Raw genomic sequence first — 19,941 nt, 5'->3', positions numbered from 1 at the left:
ATCTGCGGCAGCCTGCGCCCGGATGTCAGCTGATCGGAAGAGGTGCCGCGTGCGGGGATTGAAAAATTTGGCAGGAGCGCTGGTGGCGGCGCTGCTTGTGCCTGTTGCGTGGGCGCAGACAGGTGACTGGACCGAGGAAACCGAGGCGCTGGTCCACAAGGACGGCTTTGTCGACCTCTATCTGGATGGTGAAGGCGGGCGCATCCTGGTTGCGCTGCCCGCCCCGGATGAGGACGGCGTTGCCCTACGCGCCATTCAGGCGACGGGGCTGACGGCCGGGCTGGGCTCCAATCCCATCGGCCTGGACCGGGGGCGGGCCAATGCCGGCGAGATCGTTGCCTTCCGTCAGGTGGGCGACAGGGTCATCGCGGAAATCGAGAACTGGACCTATCGCGCGAGCGCCGACAATCCGCTGGAGCGCAAGGCGGTGAGGGATTCCTTTGCGCGCAGCTTCGTCTGGTCGGGTGAAATCCTGGGCACCGGGCCGGAGGGGGAGATCCTCGTGGACCTGTCCTCCTACCTGACCCGTGACACAATGGATGTGCGGGCGGCGCTGAAACAGCATCCCGATGGCGGGACCTTCCAGGTGTCGAAGGATTTGTCCATGCCGGATGTGGACGCGGCACTGGCCTTTCCGGACAATGTGGAACTCGATGCCTTCCTGACGCTGACCAGTGACGAGCCGAAATCAGAGGTCTGGGCCACGGCGGCCGATGCGCGTTCAGTGACGCTGGTGCAGCACACTTCGCTCGTGCGCCTGCCGGATGATGGCTACACACCGCGCCGGTTTGATCCGCGCAGCGGCGCCATTGATGTCGGCTTCTATGATTTCTCGGCGCCTCTGACGGGGCAGGTCGGCCAGGCCTATGCGCGCCGGTTCCGGCTGGAAAAGCAGGACCCGAGCGCAGACAGCAGCCCGGCGAAGGAGCCAATCGTCTTCTATGTGGATTCCGGCGCGCCGGAGGAAATTCGCAATGCGCTGATCGAAGGCGCATCCTGGTGGGCCGAAGCATTCGAGGCGGCAGGCTTTCCGGACTCCTACCGTGTGGAAGTCCTGCCCGAAGGCGCGCACCCGCTGGATGTGCGCTACAATGTGATCCAGTGGGTGCACCGCCAGACCCGGGGCTGGTCCTATGGCGGCGGCCTGACCGATCCGCGTACGGGTGAAATGCTGAAGGCGAATGTCATTCTGGGCAGCCAGCGCGTGCGTCAGGACCGGATGATTTTCGAAGGGCTTGCCGGTGCCTCGAAGACCGGCACCGGTGCGGCAGACGACCCCGTCGAGATTGCCCTGTCACGCATCCGCCAGCTGTCGGCGCATGAGGTCGGTCACACGCTGGGCTTTGCGCACAATTTTGCGGCCTCATCGAATGACCGGGCGTCGGTGATGGACTATCCGGCGCCCTGGGTGCGGATCGGGCAGGCGGGCGATCTCGATTTCTCCGCTGCCTATGACACCGGCATCGGCGAGTGGGACAAGGTGGCCACGATGTGGCTGTACCGCCAGTATCCGGACGGGACGGATGAGGATGCTGCGGGAGATGCGCTGCTGGAATCGGCGCGGGCCGGCGGGCTGCGTTTTATCGATGATCCGCAGGGGCGCGGCGTGGGGACGGCGCACCCGCATGCCAGCGTCTGGGACAATGGCGCCGATCCCGTGGCTGCGCTGACGGAAGTAATGCAGGTGCGACAGGTGGCGCTGGACCGGTTCGGCGCAGATGTGTTGCGGACGGGTCAGCCGAGTTCGGGCCTGCGGGCGGTGATCGTGCCGATCTATCTGTATCACCGTTATCAGGTGAATGCCGCAGCCAAGATGATTGGCGGTTATGATTTCCATTATGCCGAGACGGGCGAAGCCGATCTGGCCGGGACGGCGGTTCCTGCGGCGCGACAGAAGGCGGCACTGGATGCGCTGGTGGCAACCCTGGACCCGGCGGCTCTGGACCTGCCGGATGACACGCTGAACCTGCTGACCCCGCCCATGGTGTCGTTTCGCGGGGCAAATGCCGGTGCGGAATATTTCCCCGGCGAGACCGGCGCGATGTTCGATTTGCTGGCCGCAGCGGATACAGCCGCCTCCATGACGCTGAGCGCGGTGCTGCATCCGCAGCGTGTGGCGCGACTGATCGAGACCCGGCGGCGGGACACCTCTGCGCTGGGCTATGATGACGTGCTTCAGGCATTGGAGGGCGCGGTGTTCCGCACGGTCTCCAGCCCGCGCCAGGCCGGGATCCTGCACCGGGAACAGGTGCGTTATGTCTCCACCCTGATCGATTTGTCCGGGAACGGGCAGGCGACGCCGGAAGTGGTGATGCAGACCAATGCCTATCTGGCGGGATTGGAGGGACGTCTGTCGAAGCGGCAACGCCGCATGCCGGACAGCGACGCAGCGGTGCGCATGGAGCTGGCCCGGCGCATAGGGGCGCATCTCGACCGACCATCACCGGCCGCGCCACCGTCTTCCAGCGCGATCGACATTCCGCCCGGCAGCCCGATCGGGGCGGGCAGCGCGGAAGCGTGCTGGCATTGCGATACGGATTGGCTATCGCGCTAGGTGTTCTCCCTTGCGCTGCGGGCTTGATCCCGACTGCGACCCCTGTAGGGGTATGGCCGTAAAAGTGAGACCGGCCCGGGCCGGCGGAGACAAAGGGATAGAACATGTCGAATGAGGTATCGGTCGAGGTCCATCGCGGTGTGGGCCGCATCACGCTGACCCGTCCGAAGGCGCTGCACGCGCTGAATGCGCCGATGTGCGACACGATTCTGGCGGCGCTGGAGCGTTGGGCCGAGGATCCCACCGTCTACCTGGTCATGATTGATCATGAGGACGGCACGCGGGGGTTCTGTGCCGGGGGGGACATTCGCATGCTGGCCGAAAGTGGCGCAGGCGATGCCGGCGAGGCGCGGGCCTTCTTCCGTGTCGAATACCGCATGAATGCCGCGCTGAAGACTTTTCCCAAGCCGGTGCTGGCCATCATGGACGGTGTGACGATGGGCGGCGGGGTCGGCTTGTCGGTGCACGGCTCCCATCGCGTTGCGACTGAGCGCACCCTGTTCGCCATGCCGGAAACCGGGATCGGCCTGTTCCCGGATGTCGGCGGTGGCTGGTTCCTGCCGCGACTGTCCGGCGAACTTGGTACCTGGCTCGCCCTGACCGGTGCGCGCCTGAAGGGTGTGGACGTGGCGGCTGCGCGCGTGGCGACCCATTATCTGCCGTCCGAACTGATCCCGAATTTGAAGAAGCAGGTGGAAAGTGCCGACTTCTCCGTTGGCGCGGCCGAGATGCTGAACGAGATCCTGCGGGGTCTGACCCATGCTGTCCCGCCGGGCAGTTTCGAGGCTCATCGCGAGGTGATCGATGCGTGCTTTGCCCGGGAGACGGCCGAGGAGATTGTCGCGGCATTGGAGGCTTCCGGCGATGACTGGGCCGTGGAGCAGGCGGCTACCCTTCGCACCAAGTCGCCGGAGACGGTGAAGGTGGCGCTGCGCCAGGTGCGTGAAGGCGCAAAGATGGAAACCTTCGAGGACAATATGCGGATGGAGTACCGCATTGGCTGGCGCAAGGTGCAGAGCCATGACTTCCTCGAAGGCGTGCGCGCCGTGATCATCGACAAGGACAATGACCCGAAATGGCAGCCCGCGACGCTGGAGGAGGTCAGCGAGGCAGATGTCGCGGCATATTTCGAGCAGCTTGGGGCCGATGAATTGACCTTTGGGGATTGAGCCCCGCTGCCTGTCTTGAAATAGTGCCGCCAGTTTTGATGGGGCGATTCAGGAGCAGGCATGCGCGGACAGGTTTTGAAGGCGGATTCCGCCGAGGGGCTCGGCATCATTCTTGGGGATGATGGCGCACGCTACAAATTCTCTCAGGCGCAGGTGCGCGATGACAACCGGCTGGTGCAGGGCCATGAAGTTGATTTCGTGGCCATGGGCGATGAAGCGCGTGACATCTACCTGCTTCAGCCGCGCGGGGCGCAAGCGGCAGCGGCTGCTCCGGCGCAGGCGCCCATGGCTGCTGCGGCGGCGCCGGCCTATGCCCGAATCCCGGCAGTGAAGAGTGACGGCATCTGGACCTATTTTCTCCGGTGCCTGTCCTCCAATTACTTCCAGTTCCATGGCCGCGCGCGCCGACAGGAGTATTGGGGCTTTATCCTGTTCTACATTCTGACGTTCTTTGTTGCGCTCATACTGGACACCATTCTGACACTGGCAGTATTCGGCGTGGATGACTCCGATGGATACTTCCTGCCGATCTTCACGGTCCTCTGGTGGCTTTACACCATCATTCCCGGCATCGCGGTCACCGTACGTCGGTTCCACGACCAGGACCTGTCCGGCTGGATGTATCTGCTGAACCTGATCCCCTATATCGGCGGCCTGATCGTGCTGGTCTTCATGTTCATCGACAGCCGGCCAGAAGAGAATGTGCATGGCCCGAGTCCGAAATACGGGGCCCGGAGCATGGCCGACACGTTTGCCTGACCTGCAATCGAATATTTGAATTCACGAAAGGCTGCGGTCCACTAAATCGTTACGCAATAGTAACGGTTAATGTATTCGGCCGTTTGTTAACCTTCTAGTCTTCCGAAAAGGGTATGCTTATCAATTCATTAGGAATGATGCTGTACTTCTACTCAAACTACAACAAAAGTTGAGTAAAATAAATTGAGTGGTGGTGAGTATGATGATTGCAGAAACGCAGGAAACTGCGAACAATAGTCTTGGTGAATCCTTCCTGAAGTCTTTGTCTTTGCTTGAGCAGGCGCACCGTCGTCTTCACGATGTTGTCAAAGACGATCTGGAGCGCGGCGGCGAACGGTCCCTGACCGGTGTTCAGGCCCTGCTGCTTTATGAAATTGGTGAAGGCGAGGCCCCGGCGTCTGTTCTGCGTGCTCGCGGCGCCTTTGCCGGCACCAGCCTGTCCTACAACGTCAAGAAACTGCAGGAAGGCGGCTATCTCATTCAGACGCGTTCCGAGGATGACAAGCGCACCGTCACGCTCAGCCTGACCGAGCGCGGCCTCAAAGTCCGCAAGCGGGTCGAAGCCCTGTTCGAAAAGCAGGCCGGTGCCCTGGAGCCGACCGCCAGCGTCCGTCCGGATGACCTGTCCCAGCTTAACAAGACCATCTCGCGCCTTGAGCGTTTCTGGTCAGACCAGATCCGTTTCCGTCTCTAGGAGCCACGCTTCACGCGTCTTGCAAAAGCCCCCGCCTGGTCAGGTGGGGGCTTTTTCGTGCGTGCGACATGCGATCTTTGCGGCACGCCGGGAGCGGAAATGAGTTTTCAACCCTGGATTTCGTGATTAGGTTGCGATGCCATGAGGGGTTCGGGATGTTTCTTGCTGGCGATGGCCGTGACGGGCCCGGCATGGGCGGGTCCGTGGGCCCAGCCGGAAGGCGGCTGGTATGCGCAGGCTGTGCTAACTGCGGAAGAACTGGAAGGCATTCGCGGAAACCGCGTGGAACTCTATGGCGAATATGGGCTGGCCCCCGGCTGGTCTGTGACGGCGAAATCGGAAGCGGTGGCCTACGAAACGGCGGGCAGCCAGTTCGACCGCACGGCCTGGCGCGCCACGCTGCGCCGCCAATTGGTGGATCACAAGGGCTGGGCCATCGGGGTTGAGGCCGGCCTTCTGGAAGGCAATTCGGTGGGCGGCGTGTTCGGCTGTGACAGCTGGGGTGGGGAAATCCGTGTGAGTGGTGGCCTGTCCGGCTTGCGCGGAGGACGGAATTTCCATGCCTTCGCGGACGCGGTGTCGGTGCGCTACGAGGACGGGTGCGTCCGTCACCGGGCAGAGATCGGCTATGGCGTCGATCTCTGGCAGAATCTGTTCCTCGGCCAGCAGTTATGGATCGAGCGCGGTAGCGACACGGCCGATTCCAGCAAGTACGAGACCAAGCTGGGCTATCATTTCGACTGGGCCGATCTGGCCGTGGGGTACCGTCAGGAGTTTGCCGGGGAGTTCGACGAGCAGGCCGTGCTGCTCGCCGTCAGTTTCCGGCACTGAAGCCGGAGGCCTATTCCTCCGCCGTGTCCGGCATCGCGGCGGCGTCATATCCGGTTTCGCTCATCAGATAGGCGACAACCGCGATCCGGTCTTCAGGCTTGCGGACGCCCGCAAAGGTCATGCGGTTGCCGGGCAGGAAGGTGCGCGGATTTTCGAGCCAATGATCGACCTGTTCCGGGGTCCAGACGAAATCGGCTTCCTGCAGGGCCGGAGAATAGGCAAAACCGTCCAGCGTACCGGCTTCGCGACCGAACAGGCCATGCAGGTTTGGGCCGACCAGATTGCCGGCGCCTTCGGCGGTCAGGTGGCAGGACTGGCAGAGTTTCCATGTCCGGCGGCCGCGCGCATAGTCTGCCGTGTTGTAGGGTGCAGGCAGGGCCGCGAAGGGCGATGGGGCGTCCGTTGCAGGCGCCGCGGGTGCGGGCGTGGCGGCCGGGGTGGCCGCGGCCGGAGCGGGCTCAGCAGGCGTTTCATTTGCGGGGGCATCCGAGCCGCCACAGGCAGCAAGCCCCACAAGGGCGGCGATTGCGATGGAGGAAATCATCTTCATGTCAGGTCAGGCTCCGAAAGGTCTGGCCGCACTTTGTGAGGTAACCGGGCGGAAGGCAACCGGCCTGCGTCAAGTGGCCGCCGCGTACACTGGCGTGCCGGGCCTGCGGGCAGGCAGGGACAAGCACGCCGCATCGCGATATGCTGGAGGAATGGCTGATTCCGTCCGATCCCGCCCCGAAATACGCAAGCTGCCCCCCGATGTCGTGAACCGGATTGCGGCCGGTGAAGTGGTCGAACGCCCGGCTGCGGCGGTCAAGGAACTGGTCGAGAACGCCCTTGATGCGGGGGCGCGGCGCATTTCGGTATCGATCGAGGCCGGCGGCCTGAAGCGGATCATCATCGAGGATGATGGTTGTGGCATGTCTGCCGATGACCTGCTGGTCGCTCTGGAGCGGCACGCCACGTCAAAACTCGTCCCGGATGATGGCGGACGGGTTGATCTGCTCAACATCCATACGATGGGGTTTCGCGGCGAAGCGTTGCCGTCGATTGCCTCCGTCAGCCGGTGCAGCATTTCCTCGCGTGCCGCAGGCGAGGATGCTGCGGAAGTGTTTGTCGAGGCCGGACGGATGGAAGGCCCCCGCCCGGCAGCGTTTACCGGGCGCGGCGAGACCGGAACGCGGATCGAAGTGCGGGACCTGTTCTATGCAACGCCCGCCCGGCTGAAATTCATGAAGGGCGAACGCGCCGAAGCGATGGCCGTGACCGACACGGTGAAACGGCTGGCCATGGCCAATCCGCATGTGGCGATCTCGCTGGAGAACAATGGCCGCAACTCCCTGAGATATGCCGCCGAAGCGGAAGGTGCGGCCGGGCAATTGGCAAGGCTGGGCGCAATCATGGGGCGGGACTTCCGTGAGAACGCCCTTGAAATCGATGCGGAACGCGAAGGCGTGCGCCTCAGCGGATTTGCCGGGCTGCCGACGCTGAACCGCGGCAATGCGCAGATGCAGTTCCTGTTCGTCAATGGCCGGCCGGTGAAGGACCGGATGCTGAATGGTGTCATCCGGGCGGCGTATCAGGATTTCCTGGCGCGGGACCGTCACCCGCTGGCCGCCCTGTTCGTGGATCTGGATCCGGAATATGTCGATGTGAACGTGCATCCGGCGAAGACGGAAGTCCGCTTCCGGGACGCAGGGAATGTGCGAGGGCTGATGATTGGTGCGCTGCGCCATGCCTTAGCAGCGGCCGGGCACCGGGCCTCCACCACCGTAGCAAACTACGCCCTCGGCAAGGTGAAGATCGAGGAGGCGACTTCTCCGAATCTCTGGTCCGTGCCGCCGGCACCAGAACGCCAGGCTTCGCCCTCGTCCTATTATCGCCAACCCGTCGGGCCGGATCTGGACCAGCCCCTGCCGCCGTCCGCTGCGGCCCTGCACGGGCTGAGCGAAGCCCCGCCCCCTGTCTTTCGCCACGATGGGGCCCCCTCGGCGCGTGTGGAGCCCGGGGCCACGCCCGCGCAGGGCGTGCCTGGCGACTTTCCGCTTGGCGTGGCCCGCGCGCAATTGCACGAAACCTATGTCGTGGCGCAGACGGCGGACGGGATCGTCATTGTCGATCAGCACGCCGCACATGAGCGCCTCGTCTATGAAGACATGAAGCGGCAGATGGCGGCTGGCGGCGTGAAACGGCAGGCGCTGTTGATTCCGGACGTGGTGGAACTCTCCGAAGACGAAGCCGCCCGTGTGCTGGAGCGTGCAGACGAACTGGCTGAACTCGGTTTGGAGATTGAACCCTTTGGCGCTGGTGCGATCTGCGTGCGGGCGACCCCGGCCCTGTTCGGCGAAATGGATGCGATGGGACTGATCCGCGACCTTGCCGATGATTTTGCCGAATATGATGCCGGGCTTGCCCTGAAGGAGCGGTTCGAGGAAGTGATGGGCAATATGGCATGCCGCGGTTCGGTTCGGGCCGGTCGTCGCCTCAATGGCGAGGAGATGAACGCGTTGCTGCGCCAGATGGAGGCCACGCCGCACTCAGGCCAGTGCAATCACGGCCGGCCGACCTATGTGGAACTGAAACTGGCCGACATAGAACGCCTGTTCGGGCGGCGAGGCTGACCTGCGTCACGCGCCGGGGAAAACGTCCCGCAAGATGGCCCAGTCTGCTTCATGCGATGCGGCGTGGTTTGGCATTCCGGGGGAAGTCAGCCGTCCCCTCGGCTTTGTGTAGCTGTCGATCTGCCGGACAGGATTTTCCCGCCATTGTATGTTCACGGCCCAGAGCTTTGGGAAGAAATACAGCGTCGAATACGGCAGATGGTCGTGGATCCACCAGGCCAGCTTCTGCCAGTCCCCTTCTCCGGAGAAGGCGTCATGAAAAGCCGGGATGACGATACAGGCCGTCGCGCCCATATTGCCCTCTGCGTCGCGCCTGTCCCAGATGTGGTGAGCGTGGTTGCTCTCGTTTGACGCGCAATTGTATCCGGCCTTGCCGGCTTTCTGCATCTGGTTGCCAAAGCCGTTGACTTCCGGTGACCGGTAGGCCGATCGGATGGCGACCCGGCCGAACACATCCTGGAGCGGTTCGAGCAGTTCGGTACACAGCCGGGTTCCGGCGGCGATGGCCAGATCTGGATCCCCGGGAATGTTTGCAAAGCCGTGCAGGGCGGCAATGTCGGAAAACAGGAAGTCCCGCATGAAGAACGATTTCGAGAGGCGGGCCCGGCCAAAGTCCGACAGTGTGCTGACCGAGGTGGGAGGTTTCATGACGCGGCCCTGCGCAATGTGGTGATCAGTCGGCGTCGCTGCTGTCCGGATCGATGACGGAAAAGATTTCCGGTGTGCAGGTGCCCTCCACAATGCGATCCAGGCGCAGGGTCAGTGTGTCGCCGACCTTGGGCGGTGTGCCCAGATAGGATGCGGAGACCCAGAACTCACCTTCCGGACCGTTGAAGACCGCGCCGTCTTCCTCGACTTCGGCAACTGTGGCCGTGATGATCGAGGATTCATAGCTGCACGGACCGCCAACCATCGGCGAGTCCGGTGCGCATGCCGCAAGCAAGGTCATCAGGCCGAAGCCCAGCGCGAAAGTCCGCATGTCTCTTCTCCCACCACTCTGGCGACAAGGCTAACGTCATACCGCCCGAAGGCAAGGCCCCGCAGGGTCAAGTCTTGATGACGCGGCCCGGATTCATCAGGTTTTCCGGATCAAGCGCCCGCTTGATGGCGCGCATCGTGGCCGTGGCCGCGGGCGGACGGATGCGTTCCAGCTCATCGCGCTTGAGACGGCCGACACCATGCTCGGCGCTGATGGAGCCATCAAACGCCATGACCTGATCGTAGATGATCCGGAACACGGCCTCGTCCTGACCTTTCAGGACCGGGTGTTCGGCGCCCGCCGGTTCGCAGACGGAATAATGCAGATTGCCATCGCCGACATGGCCAAAAATGACGAATTCAGCTGTCGGGTATTTTTCAAGCACAGCGGCATTGCACGCCTCGATGAAGTCCGGGATGCGGCTGACAGGGACGGAGATGTCCTGGTTCAGGGCCGTGCCATAGGCGCGTTTGGACAGCGGGATCGTCTCGCGAATATGCCAGAAGCTTTCCGCCTGCGCGACGCTCTCGGCCAGGATCGCGTCCCGGATCAGGCCATCCTCATAGGCAGCGGCCAGCGCATCCTCCAGCAGGTCGCGGGCATGCGCCGTGCGCGACATGGAGATTTCCATCAGCACCCGCCAAGGCAGGTCCGACGGCAGCGGATCGCGCGTGCCCGGCACATCTGCCTGTACCATGGCGATGGCATTGGCTGGAATGATTTCGAAACTGGTCACCGTGTCGCCGGCATGGTCCCGGACCAGCGACAGGAGCTTCACGACATCGTCCGGGGTTTCGCAGGTCACCCAGGCGCTGGCGCGCTGGACCTTCGGGAACAGTTTCAGCGTCGCCGCCGTGATGATGCCGAGCGTGCCCTCTGCGCCGGCGAACAGGTGTTTCAAATCATAACCGGTATTGTTCTTGCGCAGGCCGGACAGGCCGTTCAGGACTTCCCCGGTCGGCAACACGACTTCAAGGCCGAGGATCAGGTCCCGCATCATGCCATAGCGCAGAACCGCCACGCCGCCGGCATTGGTAGAGATCAGGCCGCCGATCGTGGCTGTGCCTTCCGATCCGAGCGAGAGCGGAAACAGCCGCCGCGCCTCGTCCGCCGCCTGCTGTGCGGTGACCAGCGGCGCGCCTGCCTCGATGACCAGCGAATTGTTGAAGGCATCCACCGAGCGGATCGCCGTCATGCGCTGCAGAGAGATGCAGATCTCGCCATGCGGCGTGCCGGCATCGACCAGACCCGTATTGCCGCCCTGGGGCGTCATGGCGACGCCGTGCCGGTTGCACAAGCTGACCAGCGCGGCGGTCTCCTCGGTCGTGGCCGGCTTGGCGAGGAAGGGTGTGTTGCCCTTGTAGGTGCCGCGCCACGGGCTCGTCACCCTGTCGAGGTCCTCTGAATCCATGCTCCATCCGGCGGAGCCGAGCAGGTCCTTGGCGGCGGTGAGGAAGTCCGGGCTGAGCTGTGTCATGGCGCAAGCCTAGTCTTTTTCGCGCGAAAATTCGATGGGGCGATCTGGCAAGCCGGTCTCATTCCCGGTGCGCAGCGCGGGCGAGACGGTCATTGATCGCTTCACCAAGGCCGTCTTCGGGAATGCGTGCCACGGCGATGCGGTCCGCTCGCGAGTCGAGTTCACGCAGCAAGGCAAACAGATTGGCGGCCGCTTCGGTCAGGCTGCCGGTGGGCGAGAGGTTTGCGCCGCCATGCACATCCGGCCCGAAGCCCAGCCAGGCCTCCCCTGCTTCCGGGGCGTCGGCGTTGAGGCGAAGCCTGGCGTTCGGGGCATAGTGGCTTTTCAACTGGCCGGGCGCAGAAATTCCATCGGCGCTGCCGGGACGCTGGAGGGGAACACCGAGGAAGTCTTCCAGCGTCGGCGTGTCCACCGCGCCCGCGCGCAGCAGGACGGGCTGTTTGCTGACCAGGGACATGATGGTGGACTCGATCCCCTGTGTGCAGGGGCCGCCATCGAGGATCAGGTCCAGCTTGCCATCAAGGTCTGCCTTGACGTGTTCGGCGCGGGTCGGGCTGACATGGCCGGACCGGTTTGCCGACGGAGCGACGACCGGGCGGCCGAAGGCGGCGATCAGCTGGCGCGCGCCGGGATGGGCGGGCATGCGGATGGCGATCGTGTCGAGACCGGATCGCGCCAGGTCACACACAGTGCCACTCTCGGCGACCGGCAGGACGAGGGTGAGCGGGCCGGGCCAGAAACGTTCGGCAAGGGCCAGAGCGGTCTCCGAAAAGACGGCTTCGCGCCGGGCCATGTCCAGGGTGGCGACATGTGCGATCAGCGGATTGAAGTGCGGACGCCCCTTGGCAGCATAGAGCCGGGCCACCGCGTCCGGATTGGCAGCGTCGCAGGCCAGCCCGTAGACGGTTTCTGTCGGCATGGCCACAAGCCCGCCCTTGCGCAGGAAACTTGCGGCAAGATCGATCGGACCGGGCTGAAGAGGCGCGATGGCAGTCATGCGGGCGCCCTTAGCACCCGCGCGCGCTGCCCGGAAGTCGCTGCATCACCTAATTGCGGCTGGCCGTACCGGTGACCGTCACGGTGACATCCTCACCCACCCATGTGCCGGCAGGGTCCGAGGCCTGACCAAGATCGAACGCCTTCCGGTTCATGACCGTGGTTGCGTTCAGCGTGGCGATGTCGCCATCGATGTCGAGTGTAAAGTCGAGCGGGACGGTGACGAGTTCGGTCTTGAGAGAAATGGTTGCGTCCGCAGTGTAGCCGGTGTCGGTCTCACGGAAATTGTCCAGCCTGATACGGGCTTCCGGGAACGTGTTCGTGTCAAACCATTCCTGGCCCTTCAGGCTGTCATTGTAGAGCTTCTTGCCGGCATCTGCGGTGGCGGTGCGGACCGTGACGAGGGCTTCAGAGCCCGCAAGGTCGTCCGGATGGAATTCGATGTCTGCCGTCCAGTCGCCGAATGTGCCGGTAAACCCGGCTCCGTCATACTCCCCGGTAAAGCGGATTTCCGACTGCTCGTAATTGACGGTCCAGTTGGGGGACAGATTGTCGGCCTCCCCTTCTGCGACGGGGGCGGATTCCGCAGGGGCGGCGTCGGACGGGCCGGATCCGGCAATCGGAATGAGTGCGATCAGCGCAAAGGCAATGATGGCTGTGCCGAAGGCGCGAAGATATCCGCGCGCCGTTTTCGGCGGGGCGACCTTGCCAAACAGGCCGGGCAGCATCTTCTTCAGCACGCCCTCCTCGCCGCCAATCTCGTGTTTCACCGCGCCGGCCACATGCAGGCCGAGCAGGATGATCAGGACCCAGGCACCTTTCGAATGGATGTTTTCCAGAATGGCATGGGCAAGATCGCCGCGCAGGAAATCCGGCGCGGGCAGGTGGGGCCAGCTGATCGTGCCGAACAGAACGGTCGGCACCTTGAATTTCGAGGTTGAGACCAGCAACCAGCCGGCCAGCGGCAGAAGGATCATGAGGCCGTAGAACGCCATATGCACCAGATGCGAGGCCAGCTTCTCATGGGCCGGCATCTCTTCAGGCAATGGGGGTGGCGGGTTCATGGCCCGCCAGATCACCCGCACCACGGTCAGGAACAGCAAGAGGATGCCGACCGATTTGTGCAGCTGATAGCGTGCTTCGTGATCGTCCATGTTCCAGCCCAGCCAGATCATGAACAGAAGCAGGGCTGCCATCACCCAGTGCAGGGTGATGGCGATGAGGGCGTATCTGGAGGTTTCAGCCTTCATGATGTCCTGTCGTCCGGATTATTCGGCGTCTGTGGCGGGCGTCGCCATGACGAATTCCGTCTCGATGGTGAGTTCAATCTCGTCTCCGAGATTCGGCACCATCTTGTCGAGGCCGAACTCCGACCGGGTCAGGGATCCCGTGGCCGAAAAACCGATCTTCGGCTGTTCGGGCGCCCAGGGGAACGTGGCCGTGCCGTTGTAGATGACGTCGAGGGTGACCGGTTTGGTCACGCCCAGGAAAGTGAGGTCCCCGGTGACGGTGCCGGTCGACGGGCCTGTCTGGGTGACTTCGGTCGAGGTGAAGGTAATTTCCGGATACTCGCCGGCATTGAAATAGGTCGGGTCCTGAGCCAGCTGGGCGTTCCAGGATTCGTACGGGGAATCGGCATGGCTGGCCTTGTAATCGCCCGGATAGTCGGTCTCCACGGAGGCCGGATCAACGGTGACGGTCAGGGACGTGGCGCTGGCATCGTCCGGATTGAATTCCAGGGTGGCGTCCATCTTGGTGAAGCGGGCTGTGTAGCTGGACAGGCCGAAATGGTCGACGGTCCAGGTAAGGGAGGCGTGAGTCGGATCCAGCACATAGGTGCCGGCCGGGCCGATTTCCGGGGCCGGCTCTGCGGTTTCTGCAGGCGCCGCGGTGGTTTCAGCGGTTTCGGTCGCCGGGGTTTCCGCTTCGGCGGCCGGGGCGGTGGTCTCGGCCGCGCCGCAGGCGGCGAGGGCGAGCAGGGATACGGATAGAAGGGTGGTGCGCATGATGAGTCTCCTGGAGTGCTGCTTGAAACGTCCCAGTGATTATAGGGCGCAGTTGGCGCCGGGCCATCCCCGCGCTAGACGTCACGCAGGATATAACTTATTCAGATTCTAGGAGTAATCCATGGCATATGATGCCCCGCTGAGCGATATGGCATTCGCCCTTCAATCCGTCGCTGGCGTCTCGCGGCTGGAAGGGCTCGCGCCCTTTGCGAATTATGACCCGGACCTGATTTCTCCCATCCTGGAAGAAGCGAACAAGCTGGCGCGGGACGTTCTGGCCCCGTTGAACATGGTCGGAGATGCCCATGGCGCCCAACTGACCGAAGACGGGGTGAAGGCGGCGCCGGGCTTTGCAGACGCCTATGCCCAGTTCCGCGACGGCGGCTGGATGGGCCTGTCGGCGCCGGAAGAATGGGGCGGCCAGGGCCTGCCCAAGGCGCTGGCCCTGGCCGTGATGGAAATGTTCCACGCTGCGAACATGTCGTTCGGTCTCTGCCCGATGCTGAGCTTCGGCGCGATCGAGGCCCTGCTCGCACATGGCACCGATGACCAGAAACAGACCTATCTTCCAAATCTCGTCGCCGGCACCTGGACCGGCACGATGAATCTGACCGAGCCGCAGGCCGGTTCGGATGTCGGCGCGCTGAAGACCAAGGCGGTGCCGAATGATGATGGCAGCTATGCCATCAGCGGGCAGAAAATCTACATTACCTGGGGCGATCATGACATCGCCGAGAACATCATCCATCTCGTGCTCGCGCGTCTGCCGGATGCGCCGGCCGGGTCTCGCGGCATCTCCCTGTTCATCGTCCCGAAAGTGATGGTGAACCCGGATGGCAGCCTGGGCGACCGGAATGCCGTGAAATGCATCGGTCTGGAAAAGAAGATGGGCATCCACGCTTCGCCGACCTGTGTCATGGAATATGATGGCGCCACGGGCTGGCTGATCGGGCAGGAGAACAAGGGGCTTGCCTGCATGTTCACGATGATGAACTCGGCGCGCCTGAATGTCGGCCTTGAAGGAGTCGCCGTCGGTGAAGCGGCCTATCAGACGGCTTTCGAATACGCTCAGGAACGCAAGCAGGGCAAGGTGTCCGGTGTGGACGGGCCTGCCCCGATCCTGCACCATGCCGATGTGCGCCGTACCCTGACTACCATGCGGGCCCGCGTCGCTGCCGCTCGGTCAATTTGCTATGCGTGCGGCGTGGCGGCAGATCTGGCCGAGGCGGCTGTAGACGAGGAAACCCGCAAGGCTGCGAAGATGCGCGAAGACCTGCTGACGCCGATCGCGAAGGCCTGGTGTACGGACATGGGAGTCGATGTGGCCAGCCTGGGGGTCCAGATCCATGGCGGCATGGGCTTCATGAATGAGACGCTGGCTGGTCAATTGTATCGCGACTCCCGGATTGCGCCGATTTACGAGGGCACGAATGGTATTCAGGCCATCGACCTGGTCGGCCGCAAGCTGACCGGTACCAATGGCGAGTCGATGCGGGTCATGCTGGGCGAGGTGGAGGCAACCGCCGCCGATGCGCGCGCCACGAACGATCCGCAACTGGTCCAGATTGCGGACCGTCTTCGCGCCGGGGCAGATGCCCTGCGCGAGGCAAGCGACTGGATGCTGGAGGCGATGAAGGATCGTGATCAGGCCAAGGCGCTTGCCGGGGCAACCGCCTATCTGGCGCTGGCGGGGGATGTGATTGGCGGCCACTTCCTGACGCGGGCCGCAGTGGCGGCGCGCAGCGAAGATGGCAGCTTCCGGGCCCGTCAACTGGCGCTGGCCGGGTTCTTTGCAGAGACGGTTCTGGCCACCGCGCCGGGGCGTGTGTCCGGCATCACTGATGGCGGCTCCCCCTTCCTCGAGAACAGCGAAGCCCTGTTCGGCATCGCCTGACCGGGCCTCAGGCCTCCAGTTTCGGCAGGGCCAGAAGGCAGAGCACCGAGGCACACGAGACCGCAGCGGCGACGGCCGCCAGCGGGGCTGCGCCAAGTGTCACGACCGGGGCGGCAAGGGCCGTTCCGACAGCCGCCGTGACCAGAATGGCCACCAGTACCAGGGCGGATCCACGCGCATCGTCTCCGCGGGCCGCAATGACGGCGCGGAAGAATCCCGGGGGTCCCCGAAAGCCGAGGCCGAGGTTAACCGGGACGAACAGCGCTGCCAGCACAAGCGGTTCCGCGCCGCCGAGCAGGGCGAAGGCCAGAACGCTGATCAGTCCGCAGGCGGACAGGATCGAGCCGAACAGGATCATGGTTTCCGGACCGAAGCGCTGGGTCAGTTTGCCGGCCAGGTTTGACCCGATGATGAAAAAGGTAATGCCTGCCACCTGCATGATGATGAAGTCATTGAGGCTGCCGTTCATGCCCTTTGTGATCATGGCAGGGGCGCCGAACACGAAGATCAGCAGCCCGCCAAGAGTGAAGGCCTGGCTGAGCGCGTAGCGCAGGAAGACGGGATTGGTGAGATGCCGGACATAGCTGCCCGGCGCACGCGTGGAGGGCGGTGGCGGCATCCGGTGGCGCAGCAGGGCGACCGACGCGGCCACTGCGAGGCTGAGCCCACCGAGCGCGAGGAAGGAGCTTTTCCATCCGAAGGCCATCAGCAGCCAGACGCCGAGCACGGGCGCGAGGGCGGGGATGAGGGATTCGATGCTGGCCATGAAACCCAGTGCCCCCACGGCCTTGTCTTCCGGAAACATGGCCCGGATCATGCCGGGCGCGAAGACGGCGGCTGCCGATCCGGCGAGGCCCTGAACGAAGCGCAGACCGACCAGGACCGGCAGGCTGGGCGCGATCATGCAGGCCAGGGAGACCAGCGCATAGGCGACCAGGGAGCCCACCAGAAGGGATCGCTGGTCGATGCGGGCGCCCAGTTCTCCAAAGGCCAGCAGGCCGATGCAGCCCCCCGCCACGAAGGCCGCCAGCACAAGCTGGGCCATTGCCTGGGTGCCGCCCAGCGTATCCGGCAATGACGGCACCGCCGGCAGAACGAGGTCGGTTCCGGCCAGGCCGAGGATCGTGCCCAGAACGATCAGGGCAAAGGCAATTCCGGGGGTGGCAGCGCGGGGATCAGACATCGGACAGGCTCTTCGAACGGGGCGCCCGCCTATGCCGCAAATGCGCCAGCCTGTCGACCGCGAGTTGCGAGCAGCGCGCCACGCCGATAAGACGGGCCGCAACAGTGCAGGAGGCGCCCCGTCATGGCGTGGACCAAGACCTATACCGGCGATGAGCCCTTGCGGATCAACAAATGGCTGGCGCTTGAAGGCGTGTGCTCGCGCCGCGAGGCGGATGCCCTGATCGAACAGGGCCTCGTCAAGGTGAACGGCGAGACTGCGATTTCCGGCCAGAAGATCGAGACCGGCCAGACGCTGGACTTGGCGCAGAAGGCCTCCCGCCGGCTCGACAATCAATTGTCCATCCTCTTCCACAAGCCGGTGGGCATTGTGTCCGGCACGCCGGAAGGTGACGAGATCCCGGCGGTGCGCCTGATCACGTCTGAGTCCTTGTCTGGGAAGAGTCATGCCATTCCGGGCCGCTACAACAAGCTGGCGCCGCTGGGCCGGCTCGACAAGGATTCACGCGGCCTGCTCATCCTGTCGGAGGATGGTGTTCTGGCGAAGGCCGTGATCGGCCCCGAAAGCCAGCTCGACAAGGAGTATATCGTCAAGGTCAAGGGCGAGGTCACGCCCGAACGGCTGGCGAAATTGCGCCACGGCCTGGAACTGGATGGGCGCAAGCTGAAGCCCGCCATTGTCGAGCAACTGAAACCGCAGGAGCTGAAATTCGTCTTGCGGGAAGGTCGCAACCGACAGATCCGGCGCATGTGCCAGCTGGTCGATCTGCGCGTGGTGGACCTGATGCGGGTGCGGGTCGGACCGCTGGAACTGGCAGGCCTGCCCGAGGGCAAATGGCGGCCGATCAGTGGCCGGGAACGCGCCGCCCTGCTGAAGGGCGAGGCGCCACGGGCCCGCAAGCCCCGGACGGACCGGCCTGATCGGCCCGGACGGCCCGAGCAAGCGGACAGGTCAGACCGGGATGCCCGGCTGGACCGGCCTGCGCGCGGCGAACGCTCGTCCCGTCCCGGCAAGCCCGGCGCACGCAGCAGCGGCAAACTGGCCTCCGCCCCTGCACCGGACCGGAAGGTGTCGCCCCTGAAAGGCGAGAAGTTCAAGCGTACGAAGCTGAAACCGCGCAAGCGCACGCCCATCAAATGACGGACCTCGTCATCATCATGGGCGTGGCCGGCAGCGGCAAATCGTCGATCGCCGAAGCGCTCGCTGCGGCCGGAGGATGGCCGTTTACCGAGGCAGACGACCATCATTCCGCGGCCAACAAGCAGAAGATGGCCTCTGGCACGCCGCTCACCGATGCTGACCGGGCAGACTGGGTCGGCAGCCTGTGCCGGGCCGTCTCCGCGCGACCGGAGGCACGGGTCATCCTCGCCTGTTCGGCGCTGACCCCCTACGTCCAGGACGGGTTGCGCGCTGGAGCCGGACGGGCCTGCCGGTTTGTCCTGCTGGACGTGCCGAGAGAGGAACTGGCGCGGCGTATCGCGGCCCGCCAGGATCATTTCATGCCCGTCTCGCTGCTCGACAGCCAGTTGGAGGCGTTGCAACCCCCGGATGACGTTCTGGCGGTCGACGGCACAGGCCGTCCGGACGTCCTGTTGGCGCAGATACAGGCAATTCTTGCAGAGGCATGACCTTGCGGTACGGCTCGACGGTGGAGAAAAGCTGCGTATCCTCCTGATATGGACGGTACAGAACTCAGCAAGCCGAAACGGCCGCGCCTCGAATATCCGCTTGGCCAGACGGTGCCGGCAATCGGAGAAATGAAGGAGGTCGCCCCCGGCCTGCACTGGGTGGCCATGCCGCTGCATTTCTCGCTCAAATCCATCAATGTCTGGCTGATCGACGATGGCGACGGCTGGACGATCGTGGATACCGGCATTCCATATGATGAAACGCGCGATGCCTGGCGGAGCCTGCTGACGGACCGCATCAGCGAGGCGAAACCGCTCAAGCGCGTGATCGTGACCCACATGCATCCTGACCATGTCGGAACCGCCGGTTGGCTGTGCCACAAATGGGGTGCCGAATTGTGGATGACCCGGCTGGAATACACGACCTGCCGCATGCTGGTGTCGGATACGGGCCGCAGCGCGCCCAAGGCCGGCCTGGACTTCTATCTGAAGGCTGGCTGGAACAAGGCCCAGATCGACCAGTACAAGGAGCGTTTTGGCGGATTTGGACGCGGTGTGATGCCGTTGCCGGATTCGTTCCGGCGCCTCGTCGATGGCGATACGTTCGAGATGGCCGGACAGGTCTGGGAAGTCGTCACCGGCAGCGGCCATTCGCCGGAACATGCCAGCCTGTTCTGCCCGTCCCTGAACATCGTGATCTCGGGGGACCAGTTGCTTCCGAGAATCTCCTCCAATGTGTCGGTGCACCCGACCGAGCCCGCGGCCAACCCGCTGCTCGACTGGCTGGAGAGTTGTGAAAAGCTGAAGGCGCGCCTGCCGGAGGACGTGCTCGTCCTGCCGGCCCATAATGAGCCCTTCACCGGCGCCCACAAACGCCTGCAGCACCTGATTGACGGGCACCATGTGGCGCTGGACCGGCTGCTGCAACGGCTTGGCCGGGGGCCGATGAAAGCGGTCGACACCTTCACCACCCTGTTCGGACGGTCGATTGCCGATGACGAGGTGTCCATGGCGACCGGCGAAGCGCTGGCGCATCTGAATTACCTGATCTATCGCGGCGATGTTTCGGTGAACCGCAGCGAGACCGGCGTGGACCTGTACAGCCTGAACTGACCATGACGGTCTCACCCGGCCAGCTTTTGCAGCGCCGGGCGTGTTT

The 19,941-nt window shown here is 64.0% G+C and carries 18 protein-coding genes; 10 read left to right on the top strand and 8 right to left on the bottom strand.

Translation table 11 applies throughout. The features are described from left to right. The first annotated feature begins 49 nt into the window (after positions 1–49). The 5 genes from HF955_RS00270 (at position 50) to HF955_RS00250 (ending at position 6,007) form a co-directional block, all read left to right on the top strand. On the top strand, positions 50–2,554 hold the full coding sequence (locus tag HF955_RS00270; RefSeq protein WP_291077031.1) for a zinc-dependent metalloprotease: 2,505 nt from the start codon (positions 50–52) through the stop codon (positions 2,552–2,554). A 104-nt stretch (positions 2,555–2,658) separates the two neighbouring features. Then, positions 2,659–3,723: an enoyl-CoA hydratase/isomerase family protein gene (locus HF955_RS00265; protein ID WP_291077028.1), complete on the top strand. Its 1,065-nt coding sequence runs from the start codon at positions 2,659–2,661 to the stop codon at positions 3,721–3,723. Between the two features lie 60 nt (positions 3,724–3,783). After that, positions 3,784–4,482 carry a DUF805 domain-containing protein gene (locus HF955_RS00260; protein WP_291077027.1) on the top strand — a complete coding sequence of 233 codons (699 nt, stop codon included), beginning with the start codon at positions 3,784–3,786 and terminating at the stop codon, positions 4,480–4,482. Between the two features lie 199 nt (positions 4,483–4,681). Then, on the top strand, positions 4,682–5,176 hold the full coding sequence (locus tag HF955_RS00255; RefSeq protein WP_291077026.1) for a MarR family transcriptional regulator: 495 nt from the start codon (positions 4,682–4,684) through the stop codon (positions 5,174–5,176). A gap of 141 nt (positions 5,177–5,317) precedes the next feature. After that, the gene (locus HF955_RS00250) at positions 5,318–6,007 is read left to right on the top strand and encodes a hypothetical protein (protein WP_291077025.1); all 690 of its coding nucleotides are present in this window, start codon (positions 5,318–5,320) and stop codon (positions 6,005–6,007) included. 10 nt (positions 6,008–6,017) lie between these two features. On the opposite strand, the gene HF955_RS00245 is transcribed toward HF955_RS00250, so the two are convergent. Beyond that, positions 6,018–6,557 carry a cytochrome c family protein gene (locus HF955_RS00245; protein WP_291077024.1) on the bottom strand — a complete coding sequence of 180 codons (540 nt, stop codon included), beginning with the start codon at positions 6,555–6,557 and terminating at the stop codon, positions 6,018–6,020. 151 nt (positions 6,558–6,708) lie between these two features. On the opposite strand from HF955_RS00245, the gene mutL reads away from it, so the two are divergent. Beyond that, positions 6,709–8,619, top strand: a complete 1,911-nt coding sequence (mutL, locus tag HF955_RS00240) for a DNA mismatch repair endonuclease MutL (protein ID WP_291077023.1) — start codon at positions 6,709–6,711, stop codon at positions 8,617–8,619. 6 nt (positions 8,620–8,625) lie between these two features. Here the strand turns inward: mutL and HF955_RS00235 are convergent, their stop codons facing one another. The 6 genes from HF955_RS00235 to HF955_RS00210 all read right to left on the bottom strand — a co-directional run bounded on the left by HF955_RS00235 (position 8,626) and on the right by HF955_RS00210 (position 14,077). Next, entirely contained in the window at positions 8,626–9,267 is a 642-nt protein-coding gene (locus HF955_RS00235) for a hypothetical protein (RefSeq protein ID WP_291077022.1), read from the bottom strand. A gap of 25 nt (positions 9,268–9,292) precedes the next feature. Beyond that, the gene (locus HF955_RS00230) at positions 9,293–9,598 is read right to left on the bottom strand and encodes a hypothetical protein (protein ID WP_291077021.1); all 306 of its coding nucleotides are present in this window, start codon (positions 9,596–9,598) and stop codon (positions 9,293–9,295) included. A gap of 67 nt (positions 9,599–9,665) precedes the next feature. Next, positions 9,666–11,075, bottom strand: a complete 1,410-nt coding sequence (locus HF955_RS00225) for an FAD-binding oxidoreductase (RefSeq protein WP_291077020.1) — start codon at positions 11,073–11,075, stop codon at positions 9,666–9,668. A gap of 58 nt (positions 11,076–11,133) precedes the next feature. Beyond that, positions 11,134–12,072: an L-threonylcarbamoyladenylate synthase gene (locus HF955_RS00220; RefSeq protein WP_291077019.1), complete on the bottom strand. Its 939-nt coding sequence runs from the start codon at positions 12,070–12,072 to the stop codon at positions 11,134–11,136. 49 nt (positions 12,073–12,121) lie between these two features. Further along, complete coding sequence (locus tag HF955_RS00215; protein WP_291077018.1) at positions 12,122–13,321, bottom strand: cytochrome b/b6 domain-containing protein; 1,200 nt, start codon at positions 13,319–13,321, stop codon at positions 12,122–12,124. Between the two features lie 18 nt (positions 13,322–13,339). Beyond that, positions 13,340–14,077, bottom strand: a complete 738-nt coding sequence (locus HF955_RS00210; RefSeq protein ID WP_291077017.1) for a YceI family protein — start codon at positions 14,075–14,077, stop codon at positions 13,340–13,342. 121 nt (positions 14,078–14,198) lie between these two features. On the opposite strand from HF955_RS00210, the gene HF955_RS00205 reads away from it, so the two are divergent. Next, positions 14,199–15,971 carry an acyl-CoA dehydrogenase gene (locus HF955_RS00205; RefSeq protein ID WP_291077016.1) on the top strand — a complete coding sequence of 591 codons (1,773 nt, stop codon included), beginning with the start codon at positions 14,199–14,201 and terminating at the stop codon, positions 15,969–15,971. 7 nt (positions 15,972–15,978) lie between these two features. On the opposite strand, the gene HF955_RS00200 is transcribed toward HF955_RS00205, so the two are convergent. Continuing rightward, complete coding sequence (locus tag HF955_RS00200; protein WP_291077015.1) at positions 15,979–17,154, bottom strand: MFS transporter; 1,176 nt, start codon at positions 17,152–17,154, stop codon at positions 15,979–15,981. A gap of 123 nt (positions 17,155–17,277) precedes the next feature. On the opposite strand from HF955_RS00200, the gene HF955_RS00195 reads away from it, so the two are divergent. The 3 genes from HF955_RS00195 to HF955_RS00185 are packed head-to-tail and all read left to right on the top strand — an operon-like array spanning position 17,278 to position 19,895. Next, on the top strand, positions 17,278–18,294 hold the full coding sequence (locus HF955_RS00195) for a pseudouridine synthase (RefSeq protein WP_291077014.1): 1,017 nt from the start codon (positions 17,278–17,280) through the stop codon (positions 18,292–18,294). After that, the gene (locus tag HF955_RS00190) at positions 18,291–18,782 is read left to right on the top strand and encodes a gluconokinase, GntK/IdnK-type (RefSeq protein WP_291077013.1); all 492 of its coding nucleotides are present in this window, start codon (positions 18,291–18,293) and stop codon (positions 18,780–18,782) included. The genes HF955_RS00195 and HF955_RS00190 overlap by 4 nt, the downstream gene beginning before the upstream one ends. Before the next feature lie 48 nt (positions 18,783–18,830). Next, positions 18,831–19,895 carry an MBL fold metallo-hydrolase gene (locus HF955_RS00185; protein ID WP_027836544.1) on the top strand — a complete coding sequence of 355 codons (1,065 nt, stop codon included), beginning with the start codon at positions 18,831–18,833 and terminating at the stop codon, positions 19,893–19,895. The last annotated feature ends 46 nt before the right edge of the window (positions 19,896–19,941 follow it).

Origin of the sequence: Hyphomonas sp. (assembly GCF_017792385.1) — a bacterium.
Lineage (GTDB): Bacteria > Pseudomonadota > Alphaproteobacteria > Caulobacterales > Hyphomonadaceae > Hyphomonas.
This window is presented reverse-complemented; position numbering and strand designations above follow the sequence as displayed.

What these genes read in the sequence shown, in the direction of transcription:
- HF955_RS00265 (WP_291077028.1), top strand. Translation starts at nt 2,659, where the DNA reads ATGTCGAATGAGGTATCGGTCGAGGTCCATCGCGGTGTGGGCCGCATC.
- HF955_RS00210 (WP_291077017.1), bottom strand. Translation starts at nt 14,077, where the DNA reads ATGCGCACCACCCTTCTATCCGTATCCCTGCTCGCCCTCGCCGCCTGC.
- HF955_RS00250 (WP_291077025.1), top strand. Translation starts at nt 5,318, where the DNA reads ATGAGGGGTTCGGGATGTTTCTTGCTGGCGATGGCCGTGACGGGCCCG.
- HF955_RS00220 (WP_291077019.1), bottom strand. Translation starts at nt 12,072, where the DNA reads ATGACTGCCATCGCGCCTCTTCAGCCCGGTCCGATCGATCTTGCCGCA.
- HF955_RS00235 (WP_291077022.1), bottom strand. Translation starts at nt 9,267, where the DNA reads ATGAAACCTCCCACCTCGGTCAGCACACTGTCGGACTTTGGCCGGGCC.
- HF955_RS00215 (WP_291077018.1), bottom strand. Translation starts at nt 13,321, where the DNA reads ATGAAGGCTGAAACCTCCAGATACGCCCTCATCGCCATCACCCTGCAC.
- HF955_RS00205 (WP_291077016.1), top strand. Translation starts at nt 14,199, where the DNA reads ATGGCATATGATGCCCCGCTGAGCGATATGGCATTCGCCCTTCAATCC.
- HF955_RS00225 (WP_291077020.1), bottom strand. Translation starts at nt 11,075, where the DNA reads ATGACACAGCTCAGCCCGGACTTCCTCACCGCCGCCAAGGACCTGCTC.
- HF955_RS00195 (WP_291077014.1), top strand. Translation starts at nt 17,278, where the DNA reads ATGGCGTGGACCAAGACCTATACCGGCGATGAGCCCTTGCGGATCAAC.
- HF955_RS00190 (WP_291077013.1), top strand. Translation starts at nt 18,291, where the DNA reads ATGACGGACCTCGTCATCATCATGGGCGTGGCCGGCAGCGGCAAATCG.
- mutL (WP_291077023.1), top strand. Translation starts at nt 6,709, where the DNA reads ATGGCTGATTCCGTCCGATCCCGCCCCGAAATACGCAAGCTGCCCCCC.
- HF955_RS00230 (WP_291077021.1), bottom strand. Translation starts at nt 9,598, where the DNA reads ATGCGGACTTTCGCGCTGGGCTTCGGCCTGATGACCTTGCTTGCGGCA.
- HF955_RS00245 (WP_291077024.1), bottom strand. Translation starts at nt 6,557, where the DNA reads ATGAAGATGATTTCCTCCATCGCAATCGCCGCCCTTGTGGGGCTTGCT.
- HF955_RS00255 (WP_291077026.1), top strand. Translation starts at nt 4,682, where the DNA reads ATGATGATTGCAGAAACGCAGGAAACTGCGAACAATAGTCTTGGTGAA.
- HF955_RS00185 (WP_027836544.1), top strand. Translation starts at nt 18,831, where the DNA reads ATGGACGGTACAGAACTCAGCAAGCCGAAACGGCCGCGCCTCGAATAT.
- HF955_RS00260 (WP_291077027.1), top strand. Translation starts at nt 3,784, where the DNA reads ATGCGCGGACAGGTTTTGAAGGCGGATTCCGCCGAGGGGCTCGGCATC.
- HF955_RS00200 (WP_291077015.1), bottom strand. Translation starts at nt 17,154, where the DNA reads ATGTCTGATCCCCGCGCTGCCACCCCCGGAATTGCCTTTGCCCTGATC.